Origin of the sequence: Virgibacillus halodenitrificans JCM 12304, from assembly GCF_001310895.1 — a bacterium.
GTDB classification, from domain to species: Bacteria; Bacillota; Bacilli; order Bacillales; family Amphibacillaceae; genus Virgibacillus_Q; species Virgibacillus_Q halodenitrificans.
Genome location: NZ_BAZS01000019.1, coordinates 49,972 through 63,406 on the forward strand (window position 1 = coordinate 49,972; position 13,435 = coordinate 63,406).

Consider the following 13,435-nt stretch of genomic DNA (forward strand, 5'->3'; position numbering starts at 1 on the left):
ATGGGATCAATGCATATAGACCCTATAACATTACATAAACAAAATAAGCTTGTTGAAAAATACAGAAAAAATGATGAAGATATATTACGTTTTTTTGATTATCACCCCTTCAAAGGTACAGAGCAGAGAGTTAAAGACTTGAAGGGTCGCCATTTTGATCGTGTCCAGCTTAGTGAAGTATTGCATACAATGAATAAGCAATGGGAGGCACCTGAAGAAACTTTAGCTAATATTCGCCGCCTTGAAAAAGAAAATAGTATGGCGGTAATAGGAGGTCAGCAAGCAGGCTTGCTATCAGGGCCTATGTATACTATCAATAAAATTATTTCAGTTATTCAGTATGCGAAGGAACAGGAAAGGAAATTAAACGTACCTGTGATTCCTGTATTTTGGGTAGCGGGTGAGGATCATGATTTTGCAGAGATTAATCATGTTTATTTACCTGAAAATTCCAAGCTGAGTAAACATACGCTTTCCGAACATACTTATACTAAAAGTTCAGTATCCCATAAGCAAATTAACCATGAGAGGGCTGAAAATTGGCTCGACCAGCTTTTTGAGCAGCTGCCGGAGACGCTTCATACGAAGGGACTTTATGAATGGGTAAGGCGATGTTTAGATGACTCAGAAACGTATGTGGACTTCTTTGCCAGGTTTGTCTATCATTTGTTTAGATCGGAAGGCCTTGTACTTGTTGACTCAGGAAACTCACTTCTTCGTAGAATTGAATCTATTCATTTTAAAGAAATGATTCAATATCAACCTGTAATTTCTGAAGCGGTGTACCAAGCTGCAGAAAAATTGCAACAAATGGGTTATTCTTCATCTATTGGTTCAGAATTAAATGATGCTCATCTTTTCTATCATCTTCATGGAGATAGAATTTTACTTAGCCGGTCAGACAACGGGGAGTGGGTAGGAAAACAGAATGAAGTACGTTTTACTACAGAAGAACTTCTATCAATTGCCAAAGAACACCCTGAACAGCTTAGTAACAATGTTGTCACACGTCCACTTATGCAGGAGCTATTATTTCCAACACTAGCATTTGTTGGTGGGCCGGGAGAGATAAGTTATTGGGCTGAATTAAAAGAAGCGTTTAAAACCTTAGATATAAAAATGCCACCGGTTATCCCAAGGCTTTCTTTTACATTTATAGAAAGAAATATAGATAAATTAATAAAGAAATATAATTTAACGGCTGAACAAATAATAAATATAGATCTTCAAAATTTTAAAGATAATTGGTTAGCAGAAAAAAGCGATCCTAAAATTGAAGATATTTCCACAGAAGTTAAGGATGTTATTGAGCATGCTCATCATCGTCTCCGGGAATTAGCTTGGGGGATTCGTGATGATATTGGCCAACTTTCAGAAAAGAACCTTGTTTATTTGGATGAGAATATTAATTTTCTGCAAAAAAGAATGATCAAAGCCCTGGAAGAAAAATATGAGAAAGAATTATGGGAGTTGGATTTAATTACACTTTTTATTCAACCCTCCGGGAGTCTGCAGGAAAGAATGTGGACACCTCTTCCGTTTCTTAATAAACATGGGCAACAATTTATAAAAGATTTAACTGCCATGTCTTGTTCTTTTGATAATGAACATTACTTTGTTTATTTATAAGAAGAGTAAATCCCCCACAAGTCTCCACCAAAATAAATTGAAGATAAAAAATGCTGTCATATCATTGATATGACAGCATTTTTTTCTGTTTCAAAACAACAGAAACAATCTATTTTGAGATTTAATATGAGAAATTTTTATAAATAAGTGGTGGATAGTGGGGCAATGTGGTAATATAGGGGAAAGAAGGTGGGGCGGACTCTATGTTTATGGGTGAATACCAACACAACATCGATACAAAGGGAAGAATAATAGTTCCTGCTAAGTTTCGTGATGATCTTGGCGATCGTTTTGTTGTCACCCGTGGGCTGGATAAATGTCTGTTTGCCTACCCGATGAATGAGTGGAAAATATTAGAAGAAAAGTTAAAAAAGCTTCCATTAACAAAAAAGGACGCTAGAGCATTCACCCGATTTTTCTTTTCTGGTGCTATTGAATGTGAAGTGGATAAGCAGGGAAGAATAAATATTCCTCAACCATTGAGAAATTATGCAGTATTGGAAAAAGAATGTGTTGTGATTGGCGTCTCTAATCGAATTGAATTTTGGGCAAGCGAAAATTGGGAGGATTATTTCTCTGATTCTGAGGAATCTTTCGCAGAGATTGCTGAGAATCTTTTGGATTTTGATATTTAATATAAAAAAATTAGAACTGGACTGTTAAAAAGTGGGTGAATGTGTGTTTGAACATTATAGTGTGTTAAAAAAAGAGACAATTGATGGTCTGAACATAAAGCCGGATGGTACATATGTTGATTGCACAGTTGGCGGCGGAGGTCATTCTGAACAGATCGCTTCAAAGTTAAATGAAAATGGATTGTTAATAGCTTTCGATCAGGATTTAGATGCGTTGCAGGCGGCAAAAGAGAGATTAAAGGTATACCAGGATAGAATACTATTTATTCATTCAAACTTCCGAGGATTAGAAGAAGAATTATTGAACAATCAAATTGAACATGTTGATGGGATATTATTTGATCTTGGTGTATCTTCACCCCAGCTTGACCGGGGAGATAGAGGATTTAGCTATCAGCACGATGCGCCACTCGATATGCGCATGGATCAAACGAAAGAATTAAATGCCTATGAAATAGTTAATTCATGGTCTTACAATGATTTAGTTTCAATTTTTTTTAAATACGGGGAAGAAAAATTTTCTAAGCAAATTGCAAGAAAAATTGAGGCATACAGAAAGACAAAGGAAATTCGAACGACCCACCAGCTGGTTGAACTTATAAAAGAAGGAATCCCTGCAGCTGCAAGGAGAAAAGGAGGTCATCCTGCAAAACGTATTTTTCAAGCTTTACGAATTGCAGTTAATGATGAGCTTACAGCTTTTAATGATGCGCTTCATCAAGCGGCACGTGTAGTGGGAGTAGGCGGGAGAATTGTGGTAATTACATTTCATTCGCTTGAGGATAGATTATGCAAACAAGCTTTTAAAAAATGGAGTACTGCTAAGGAAACACCAAAAAACTTGCCTATAATACCAGAATCACATGAAGCTCCATTCACTTTGTTAAATAGAAAGCCGATTAGCGCAGACGAGATAGAACTGGAAGAAAACCGAAGATCTCGTTCCGCAAAGCTACGAATAATAAAGAAAATAAAACCATGGAAAGAAGAATTTACGTATGAGGAAGGGTGGAAAAAATAATGAGTGCTAATTATGCCCGTAGTTGGCAACATACTAATCCGGAACAGACACCGAAAAAAGACCAAAAGGTTGCTGTAAAAGTAAAGAAACAAGGATGGATAACCAAAGGAGAAAAAGCAATTTTTTCAATTGTGGGAGCTGGGCTTATAGCTGCAGGAGTGTTTATTGTTTCCTTTTCATCAAATACCGATGCACTAAACAGAGACATTCAGAAGTTAGAAAAAACTGTTCAAACTCAAAAAGTGGAGAACGAAGGATTACTTTATGAAATGAAGGAACTAAGCAGGCCGGAGAGAATTACCAAAATTGCAGAAAAAAACGGTTTAAAAATCCAAAATGCGGAAGTGAAACAAGCACACGCATTTAACAACTAATCAAGGAGTAAGTTAGTATGAAGAAACACAAAACAACTCACTTTATGGCGGGTATTCTCATGCTTGTTTTTGTTGGTATCTTTCTCGTACTAACGGGGAGATTTCTATATATTCAAGTAACAGGCGAAATTGATGGTGTCTCTTTGGAAAAATGGGCGGAAGAAAAGAGAACAGCTTCCTATACCATTGATTCAGAGAGAGGGAAAATTTATGATAAGAATGGAATGACGCTTGCCTATGATCGTCCTACATTTCGAATGTATGCCATCGTGGACAAAGCATATACATCCAACCCAGAGGAGCCTAAGCATGTAGATAATCCGGAGAAAACTGCGGAGTTGCTGGCTCCTTTATTGGATTTAGAAGAAGAAGAAATTCGTTCTACTATTGAAGATGGGATAAAAGATGAAAGGTTTCAGGTTGAATTTGGTAAAGAGGGTAAAGAGCTATCACAACAAAAAAGAGATGAAATTGCTGCTCTGAACCTCCCTGGGATTAAGTTTGAAAAGGAACCGATTCGTTACTATCCTAATGGAGTATTCGCTTCCCACATACTAGGTTTTGCTAGAGAGACTGAAAAAGAGACTGAAAACGGTGTTAAAAGGGAAATTACCGGAATTGCTGGCATGGAAAAAGAAATGAATAATTTGTTGAGTGGTAAAGACGGCCATATCTCTTATCAGCGTGATAAGTATAATAAAAAATTACTAGATCCCAGCGAAGTTATTACCAAGCCGGAAGACGGTGACGATGTTTATCTTACGATAGACCAAAAGATCCAGACTTTATTAGAAGATTCTTTAAGTCAGGTAGAAGAGGAATATAATCCTGAGCGAATCACTGCTGTAGTAATGGATCCTAAAACTGGAGAAATTGTTGCTATGGGAAATCGTCCTAGTTATAATCCCAACAGCCCTTCAGATGTTGAAAATTGGTATAATGATGTAGTTTCTACTCCTGTAGAGGCAGGTTCTACGGTTAAAATGTTTACATGGGCATCAGCAATTGAAGAAGGTGTCTATAACGGAAACGAGACATACAAATCCGGAAGCTATCGACCTAACGAACAGATCCAATCCATTAACGATCATAATGGGGGAAGAGGTTGGGGAATCATAACTTACGATGAAGGTTTTCAAAGATCCTCTAATGTTGCCGCAGCAAAGCTGGCTTGGGAAAAAATTGGAACAGATAAATTCTTAGAGTATCTTAAGGCGTTTGATTTAGATAAAGAAACTGGTATCGACTTACCTAATGAGGTTGCTGGAAGAATTCTATACAATTACTCCATTGAGAAGATTACAACCTCTTTTGGGCAAGGGAGTACCTTGACGCCAATTCAGCAATTAAAAGCTGCTTCAGCTATAGCGAATGATGGTAAAATGATGCAGCCTTACGTTATGAAAAAAATAGTAAATTCAACAACCGGCAAAAATATTAAAGAAAAATCTCCTAACGTTGTCGGTAATCCGATTTCAAAAGAAACTTCCAATAAGGTTTTGAAGCTATTGGAATCAGTGGTTAATGGCGAACATGGAACGGGTAAAATGTACCAAATTGATGATTATACGGTGGGAGGAAAAACAGGAACCGCACAGATACCTAATCCTGAATCAAGCACAGGCGCATACTTACGAGGAAAAGAAAATCATATATTCTCTTTTTTGGGTATGGCACCTATAGAAGACCCTCAACTGATGATCTATGTATCTGTGAAAAAACCAGAACTTGAACCAACAGAAACGGGATCCATGCCTGTATCATTTATATTTACTAATGTGATGGAGAATAGTTTACATTATTTAAATATAGATCCGGATAAGGATCCGGAAAAACAAATTAATGAAATCACCATTCCAGAACTTATTGGCAAGCCGGCTGATAAAATGAAGGAGGCCCTCACAGATAAAGGTTTACAAGTGACGGTTGCAGGAAAGGGTACAATTACGGATGCAAGCGTTAAACAAGGGGATAAAGTTCTAGTGAATGATCATATTATCTTAGTAACTGATAAGCCGATAATGCCTTCTATTATTGGTTGGTCATTACGGGATGTAATTCAAATTGCTGAACTTCTTGAGCTGAAAATAGAAACGTTTGGTAATGGCTATACCGTAACTCAAAATATTAAAGCTGGTACCCCACTTAAAAAAGGAGACTATTTAGGAGTAGAATTTAAGCCACCGACTAAAGAAAATGCAGAAGGTGAGAGCCAAGAAGAAACTTCGGGCGCAGATTAATCTTATAATTTCTTCATTCTCACCCTTTTATAAATTAATTAATAAAGTTCACACAACTTCATTGTCAATATGTGACTGTGAAGCTCTCCTGTATGCTTTTAGCTGGTGATGCGAACTCTACTTTGATCAAAAACAGTGTTCTATTCGATTTTATTACTTCATATAGTTGATACAAGCCTACCTATGGAAAAGGGGATGGAAAATGAAACGTGTATCAACTGTTACAGTGAAAAAGCGAATAGTTACTGTTTTTCTTTTTGGTTTAATTTTTTTTGTGATTATTAATGTACGTTTAGGGTATGTGCAATTTGTTATTGGTGATGAACTGATGGCTAAAGCGAGTGATCTTTGGACAAGGGATATTGTTTTTGAATCAGAAAGGGGTCTTATTTTAGATTCGGAAGGCGAAGTTCTTGCAGAAAATGTTTCTGCACCGTCGATTGTGGTGATACCCAGACAAATAAAAGACCCACAGGAAACATCAGAAAAACTTTCAAAGATATTACAAGTAGAAACAAAGAAAGTATATGAAAATATAACACAAAACAAATCAAGTGTTACTATCCGTCCAGCAGGGATAAAAATTTCGGAAGAACAGGAAATTGCTATACGAGGGTTAGATATGGCTGGGGTATATTTAGCGAAGGATTCTAAAAGGCATTATCCAAATGGAGATGATCTTTCCCATGTCCTTGGTTTTGCAGGTATTGATAATCAAGGATTAATGGGACTTGAACTTTTTTATGATGAAAAATTAAGCGGAGAAAAGGGGAGACTATCATTTTATTCCGATGCAAAGGGCAGAAGGTTAGATAGTTTAGCTGATGTTTATTATCCACCAAAGGATGGTTTGAATTTAAAAACTACCATTAACAACAAGGTTCAGACTATCATGGAAAGAGAGCTGGATTTGGCAGTAGCAAAATATAACCCGGATGGAGCCCTGGCAATCGCTGTTAACCCTAAAACTGGTGGAGTTCTTGGTATGTCTACTAGACCAAATTTCAATCCTGAAAATTATCAGCAAGTTGATGCGAAAATCTTTGATCGGAACCTCCCAATATGGAGCACATATGAACCTGGATCCACTTTTAAAATTATAACGCTTGCAGCAGCATTGGAAGAAGGAATTGTAGACTTGGAAGAAGATGAATACAATGATAGTGGAAGCATAAAAGTTGGAGGAGCAAAGTTACGTTGTTGGAAGAGTGGGGGGCATGGTCACCAAACGTATTTAGAAGTCGTCCAGAATTCCTGTAACCCCGGTTTTGTCACCTTGGGACAAAAATTGGGAGAGGAAAAGCTGTTTAGCTATATAAGAAATTTTGGTTTTGGAATGAAAACTGGGATTGACTTACAAGGAGAGGGTAACGGTATATTATTTAAACCTGAAAATGTAGGGCCTGTAGAACTAGCTACAACTTCGTTTGGACAGGGGGTATCTGTTACACCGATACAGCAAGTAATGGCAGTTGCAGCTGCTATTAATGGGGGTAATTTGTACCAACCGCATATTGCCCAAGAATGGATTGATCCTAGGACGGAAAAAACTGTCGAGACTTATGAGCCCGTATTAAAAGAAAAAGTCATCTCTCCTGCTACTTCAAAAGAAATACGGCATGCTCTGGAAAGTGTAGTTGCTAAAGGTACTGGGCGACCAGCGTATGTTGACGGATACCGTGTTGGTGGGAAAACTGGAACAGCGCAAAAAGTGGGGCCAAATGGAAGATATTTAGAAAATAATCACATTGTATCTTTTATTGGGTTTGCGCCGGCAGATGACCCTGAAATTGTTGTGTATGTAGCAGTTGATAATCCAAAAGGAACCGTTCAATTTGGTGGAGTAGTTGCAGCTCCTATTGTAGGCACAATTATAGATGATAGCTTAAGAGCAATGGAAGTAAAACCGAGGAGTAGTGGTTTAGAAAAAGAATATCAGTGGCCGCAGGAACCCAAAATTGAAGTACCGGACTTAATTGGTTTGACTAAAGATGAATTAACGGAATATATGACGAATCTTTCTATTGAATCAAGTGGAAAAGGCGACTATATTATTGATCAGGCTCCAAAACCAGGGACAAAAGTAGAACAAGGTTCAAAGATGAGAATATATTTATCGGAAAATGATCGTGAAAATGAATAATTTTTGCTATAATGGATAAGCGAGTTTCCAAAATACAACGCATTTTTTTAATGGGAGGGGATTTCACCCTCTTAAAAAATGCGCATAGTTAGAATATATATATAGCACATTAAAAGAGATAGGATGTTAGAAATGAAACTGAAAGAATTGCTGGATGTTATACCTTTTTACCAAAAAACGCAATCAGTAGAAGAAATTGAGATTACTAACATTGAAATGGACTCCAGAAAAGTGGAAGAAGGTAATCTTTTTGTTTGTATTTCTGGTTTCACCGTAGACGGACATGATTATGTGAAGGAAGCGGTGAAAAATGGCGCAATTACCATTATCGCTGAAAAGGAAGTTAAGACGACTGTACCTGTAATTGTGGTTCCTGATACTTCACGTGTTTTATCCATGCTTGCGGTTAAATTCTATGGAAACCCAACAGGGAAATTACCTTTAATTGGGGTTACTGGTACAAACGGAAAAACAACTGTGTCATATGTCTTAGAGAAAATATTCAACGAGTTTCAGAAAAAAACAGGCATAATAGGCACCATTCAAACTAAAATTGGTGATAGTAGTTATCCGGTTAATAATACAACGCCAGACGCGTTACATTTACAAAAAACTTTCCATGAAATGCAAAAACAGAACGTAGAGCAGGTAATTATGGAGGTATCTTCGCATGCCCTTGATCAGGGAAGAGTATATGGTTGCGATTTTGATATAGCCATTTTTACTAACTTATCACAAGATCATTTGGACTATCATAAGAATATAGATGATTACCTTCGTGCAAAAAGTCTTTTGTTTTCGCAACTAGGAAATTCATATCTTAAACAACCACAGAAATATGCTGTAATCAACGAAGACGATGCTTCTAGCACACTTCTTAAAAAGAGTACAGCCCAACATGTAATTACTTATGGCTGTAAAAATGAATCCCAAGTTATGGCAAAGAATATTAAACTGAACACGTTTGGTACGTCATTTGAGTTACAGACACCAGTTGGGTCTATTTCAATTCAAAGTAACCTGATTGGTATGTTTAATGTATATAATATGCTTGCTGCAAGTGCTGCTGCAATAACTTCACTTATTCCATTAGATACGATTAAAATTGCCTTGGAATCTATTTCCGGTGTAAATGGCAGATTTGAACCTGTAAACGAAGGGCAAAACTATTCAGTGGTTGTTGATTATGCACATACGCCGGATTCATTGGAAAATGTATTACAAACTGCAAAGGAATTTGCAAACCAAAAAGTGTTTGTGGTTGTAGGTTGTGGAGGAGACAGAGATAGGACAAAGCGACCTTTAATGGCGAAAATAGCTGTGAAATATGCTGATCTTGCAATCTTCACCTCTGATAACCCGCGTACGGAAGATCCGAAAGCAATTTTGCAGGATATGACAACAGGCCTAGAGGAAGAAAATTATAAGGTTATTGAGCAAAGAAAAGAAGCAATTCAATTCGCTGTTAAGTGTGCGGAAGAGGATGATATTATTTTGATAGCAGGTAAAGGTCATGAAACATATCAGCAAATTGGCAAGGTTAAGTATGACTTTGATGACAGGGAAGTTGCTCGTAAAGCAATCCAGGATAAGGAGAATGTTTGATGTTATTTACTATAGATTGGTTGGCAGGATTTTTGCCCAGCTTCAAAGGACAGCTTGATGAGGAAATTATAATAAATGAAGTTGTGACAGACAGTCGAATTAAAGTAAATAAATCATTGTTTATTCCATTGATTGGCGAGAACTTCGATGGGCATGAATACGTTCATCAAGCAGTTGAAAATGGGGCTGTTGCTATTCTGTGGACAAAGGAAAAGAAACTCCCACAATCGTTACCTAGCGATTTGCTGATATTTTTTGTGGATGATACGTTATTAGCTCTTCAACAAATTTCTTCAGAATACAGAAAAGAAGTAAACCCAGTGGTTATAGGAATTACAGGGTCTAATGGAAAGACAACTACAAAAGACTTGGTAGCTTCCGTTATGAAAACTACCTATAAAACACATGCGACAAAAGGGAATTTAAATAATCACATTGGTGTTCCATTGACTATTCTTTCCATGAAGAGAGATACTGAAGTGCTTATCCTTGAAATGGGGATGAGTGATTTTGGGGAAATAGACAGATTGTCTAAAATTGCAGTTCCCGATTATGTTGTGATTACAAATATTGGAGAATCACATATTGAGTATTTAGGTTCACGTAAAGGTATTTCTGAAGCAAAAATGGAAATTTTAAATGGGTTAAAAAAAGAAGGTTTAGCTATAATCGATGGAGACGAAGCTCTTTTAAAACAACTACATAGTAAGAAAAATGTACGCACCTGCGGCTATGATTCCCATAACACCAATGTAATTGAAAAATGTGTAGTTGGTCATAGCCAAACCAATTTCCAATTATCTGATGGCAATTCTTACTCGATACCTTTATTAGGAAAACATCATGCCAAGAATGCTTCTTTTGCTATACTGTTGGCAAAGGAAATGAAGATTCCTACTGCAAATATAAAGGACGGATTAAATTCATTAGAGCAAACTTCCATGCGCTTCCAATTAGTACAGGGGATAAACGGTGTTTCTGTGATAAATGATACCTATAATGCCTCTCCTACATCTATGATAGCTTCAATTGAAGTTATGAAACAAATGGAAGGCTATCAAGAAAGAATATTAGTATTGGGAGATGTTTTAGAATTAGGTGCTTATTCAGAGGAACTACACCGTTCTATAGCGCATGAGATCATACATCCTATTACTGTGGTATATACTTTTGGGGAAGAAGCAAAATTCATCTCTGATGAAATAAGTCGTATGTCTTCCGCAATTAAGGTAGAGCATTTTACTTCTAAGGAAGAATTGGTAGGGGATTTAAGCTCTTACTTAAATCCTGGAACGATAATTTTGGTTAAGGCGTCTAGAGGTTTGAAGTTTGAAACAATTGTAAACCAATTAACAAAAAAATAAAATGTGGACGGTTATTGTACAAGGAGGAGAAACAGTGAATTTTTCAATATTACTACTGACGATTGCAATTGCATTTTTAATTACCGTCCTTTTATCTCCAATATTTATTCCATTTTTAAGAAGGTTAAAGTTTGGGCAAAGCATTAGAGAAGAAGGACCACAATCACACATGAAAAAAACAGGTACACCAACAATGGGAGGAATAATGATCATCTTCAGTGTTATTATTACCTCCTTAGTCATGGTATGGAAAGCCTCCGCTAGCGGGATTGACTATCAGTTGGGCTTATTACTTTTTGTGCTTTTCGGGTATGGCCTTTTGGGTTTCCTTGATGATTTTATTAAAGTAGCATTAAAACGTAATTTAGGTCTTACTTCCAAGCAGAAGATGATAGGGCAAATAATTATTGCGCTTATATTCTATTTTATTTTAGAGAGTAAAGGCTTTGAAACCAGTATACAAATCCCTGGAACCGATCTTCAATGGGAATTGGGTTGGGCATATGCGTTATTAATTATATTTATGCTTGTAGGCTCTTCCAATGCAGTAAATCTTACTGACGGTCTAGATGGTCTGCTTGCGGGTACTGCTGCCATAGCTTTTGGTGCCTTTGGGATTCTTGCCTGGTACCAAATGCCGGGAAGTGGAGTAACCATTTTCTCATTAGCTGTAGTTGGCGCATTGCTTGGATTTTTAGTGTTTAATGCTCATCCAGCCAAGGTATTTATGGGGGACACTGGCTCTCTGGCTTTAGGTGGAGCAATTGCCGCAATTGCCATTATGACGAAGCTGGAAATCCTACTGGTAATCATTGGTGGGGTATTTGTTATTGAGACCCTTTCAGTAATTATTCAAGTCATCTCATTTAAAACTACAGGCAAAAGGGTGTTTAAGATGAGTCCCCTCCATCATCACTATGAATTGTTGGGATGGTCAGAATGGCGAGTAGTTACTACCTTTTGGCTTATCGGACTAATATTCGCAGGCTTAGGCATTTATATTGAGGTGGGGATATAATGAAAACTTTAGAAGCATTTCCTTACTCAAATATTCTTGTACTGGGATTGGCCAAAAGTGGAACGGCTGCTGCCAAAGTATTATTGAAAAATAATAAGTATGTCCGAATTAATGATGGAAAGGCAATACAAAGTAATGATCAAATAGAAGAATTAAAAGAGATGGGTGCCGAAGTAATTATTGGTTCCCATCCGTTCTCTGTATTGGATGACATACAAATTGTTGTGAAGAATCCTGGGATACCATATGATAATCCAATCGTGGCTGAAGCTGAAAAAAGAAATATTCCTGTTATTACTGAAATAGAAATAGCAGGATTGCTAACAAAAGGGCCTATAATTGGAATAACTGGTTCGAATGGAAAAACTACTACAACCACTTTAATAACGGAAATGCTCAAGTGTAGTCAAAAACCGGTAAAGGTTGCTGGTAATATTGGCAAAGTAGCAACTGATATAGCGCAAACAACCGACGAAGATGAAACTATGGTGATTGAGCTTTCTTCCTTTCAATTACAAGGTATAAAGAACTTCAAACCGAATATTGCAGTATTATTAAATATTTATGAAGCTCACCTTGATTACCATAAAACATTTGAGAACTATAAAGCAGCAAAGTTTAACATATTTAAATCACAAACTAAGAATGATTATCTGGTTTATAATGCGGATGATCCCACTATTATTGAAGCAATTCATAATGCCGATTCTATAAAAATTCCCTTCTCCAGGAAGAAGCAACTAAATGAAGGTGTCTGGATAGATGAACAGTATGTGTACTTTAAGAATGAGCGAGTAATGAGTAGAAAGGATATTGTTTTGGTTGGTGAGCATAACTTGGAAAATATCCTGGCTGCAATTGCTGCAGCTAAATTAAATGGGGCGACAAATAGTGGAATATATCAAGTACTTACTACTTTTCAAGGAGTAAAACATCGTTTGCAATTTGTAGATACGATAAATAATAGAACATTCTATAATGATTCAAAAGCTACCAATATTTTAGCCACTCAAAAAGCGCTCGGTGCTTTTAAAAACTCTATTATTTTACTAGCAGGTGGGTTAGATCGAGGCAATGAGTTTCATGATCTTTTACCATTCCTAAAAAAAGTGAAGGGTATGGTTGTGTTTGGGCAAACGGCTGACAAATTGGCTGGAATTGCTAAAGAGGCTCAAATACCAATTGTAGTAAAAACGGAAAACGTACAAATGGCTGTAAAAGAAGCTTATGAAATTTCCGCGCCTGCAGATACTATTTTATTATCTCCTGCGTGTGCAAGTTGGGATCAGTACAAAACCTTTGAAGAAAGAGGAGACATGTTTATACAAGCCGTGCATACATTAAGATAGGGGGCTTGTTTTAAACAGACGAAAATAAACTATCATATAAATAAAACAACACCCCTG

Annotated in this window: 10 protein-coding genes; all 10 read left to right on the plus strand. The window is 36.9% G+C overall.

Translation table 11 applies throughout. The features are described 5' to 3' along the window. The first annotated feature begins 9 nt into the window (after positions 1 to 9). The 10 genes from bshC to murD all read left to right on the plus strand — a co-directional run bounded on the left by bshC (position 10) and on the right by murD (position 13,378). The gene (gene bshC / locus JCM12304_RS11140) at positions 10 to 1,629 is read left to right on the plus strand and encodes a bacillithiol biosynthesis cysteine-adding enzyme BshC (protein WP_060680395.1); all 1,620 of its coding nucleotides are present in this window, start codon (positions 10 to 12) and stop codon (positions 1,627 to 1,629) included. 203 nt (positions 1,630 to 1,832) lie between these two features. Further along, entirely contained in the window at positions 1,833 to 2,264 is a 432-nt protein-coding gene (mraZ, locus tag JCM12304_RS11145) for a division/cell wall cluster transcriptional repressor MraZ (RefSeq protein WP_019378528.1), read from the plus strand. 43 nt (positions 2,265 to 2,307) lie between these two features. After that, positions 2,308 to 3,285, plus strand: coding sequence for a 16S rRNA (cytosine(1402)-N(4))-methyltransferase RsmH (rsmH, locus tag JCM12304_RS11150; protein ID WP_172675284.1), 978 nt, complete (start codon positions 2,308 to 2,310; stop codon positions 3,283 to 3,285). After that, entirely contained in the window at positions 3,285 to 3,659 is a 375-nt protein-coding gene (ftsL, locus tag JCM12304_RS11155) for a cell division protein FtsL (protein ID WP_019378526.1), read from the plus strand. The genes rsmH and ftsL overlap by 1 nt, the downstream gene beginning before the upstream one ends. Positions 3,660 to 3,676: 17 nt before the next feature. Continuing rightward, on the plus strand, positions 3,677 to 5,899 hold the full coding sequence (locus tag JCM12304_RS11160; protein WP_060680399.1) for a penicillin-binding protein: 2,223 nt from the start codon (positions 3,677 to 3,679) through the stop codon (positions 5,897 to 5,899). Positions 5,900 to 6,101: 202 nt separating this feature from the next. After that, on the plus strand, positions 6,102 to 8,042 hold the full coding sequence (locus JCM12304_RS11165; RefSeq protein ID WP_060680401.1) for a stage V sporulation protein D: 1,941 nt from the start codon (positions 6,102 to 6,104) through the stop codon (positions 8,040 to 8,042). A gap of 132 nt (positions 8,043 to 8,174) precedes the next feature. Further along, complete coding sequence (locus JCM12304_RS11170) at positions 8,175 to 9,647, plus strand: UDP-N-acetylmuramoyl-L-alanyl-D-glutamate--2,6-diaminopimelate ligase (protein WP_019378523.1); 1,473 nt, start codon at positions 8,175 to 8,177, stop codon at positions 9,645 to 9,647. Beyond that, on the plus strand, positions 9,647 to 11,011 hold the full coding sequence (locus JCM12304_RS11175; protein WP_019378522.1) for a UDP-N-acetylmuramoyl-tripeptide--D-alanyl-D-alanine ligase: 1,365 nt from the start codon (positions 9,647 to 9,649) through the stop codon (positions 11,009 to 11,011). The genes JCM12304_RS11170 and JCM12304_RS11175 overlap by 1 nt, the downstream gene beginning before the upstream one ends. A gap of 1 nt (position 11,012) precedes the next feature. Further along, positions 11,013 to 12,029 carry a phospho-N-acetylmuramoyl-pentapeptide-transferase gene (gene mraY, locus JCM12304_RS11180; protein WP_060680404.1) on the plus strand — a complete coding sequence of 339 codons (1,017 nt, stop codon included), beginning with the start codon at positions 11,013 to 11,015 and terminating at the stop codon, positions 12,027 to 12,029. Continuing rightward, positions 12,029 to 13,378 carry a UDP-N-acetylmuramoyl-L-alanine--D-glutamate ligase gene (gene murD, locus JCM12304_RS11185; protein ID WP_060680406.1) on the plus strand — a complete coding sequence of 450 codons (1,350 nt, stop codon included), beginning with the start codon at positions 12,029 to 12,031 and terminating at the stop codon, positions 13,376 to 13,378. The genes mraY and murD overlap by 1 nt, the downstream gene beginning before the upstream one ends. The last annotated feature ends 57 nt before the right edge of the window (positions 13,379 to 13,435 follow it).

Bases quoted from the DNA above. Each gene is read 5' to 3' on its own strand.
- mraY (WP_060680404.1), top strand. From the start codon at position 11,013: ATGTGGACGGTTATTGTACAAGGAGGAGAAACAGTGAATTTTTCAATA.
- JCM12304_RS11175 (WP_019378522.1), top strand. From the start codon at position 9,647: ATGTTATTTACTATAGATTGGTTGGCAGGATTTTTGCCCAGCTTCAAA.
- JCM12304_RS11165 (WP_060680401.1), top strand. From the start codon at position 6,102: ATGAAACGTGTATCAACTGTTACAGTGAAAAAGCGAATAGTTACTGTT.
- ftsL (WP_019378526.1), top strand. From the start codon at position 3,285: ATGAGTGCTAATTATGCCCGTAGTTGGCAACATACTAATCCGGAACAG.
- bshC (WP_060680395.1), top strand. From the start codon at position 10: ATGCATATAGACCCTATAACATTACATAAACAAAATAAGCTTGTTGAA.
- murD (WP_060680406.1), top strand. From the start codon at position 12,029: ATGAAAACTTTAGAAGCATTTCCTTACTCAAATATTCTTGTACTGGGA.
- JCM12304_RS11170 (WP_019378523.1), top strand. From the start codon at position 8,175: ATGAAACTGAAAGAATTGCTGGATGTTATACCTTTTTACCAAAAAACG.
- JCM12304_RS11160 (WP_060680399.1), top strand. From the start codon at position 3,677: ATGAAGAAACACAAAACAACTCACTTTATGGCGGGTATTCTCATGCTT.
- mraZ (WP_019378528.1), top strand. From the start codon at position 1,833: ATGTTTATGGGTGAATACCAACACAACATCGATACAAAGGGAAGAATA.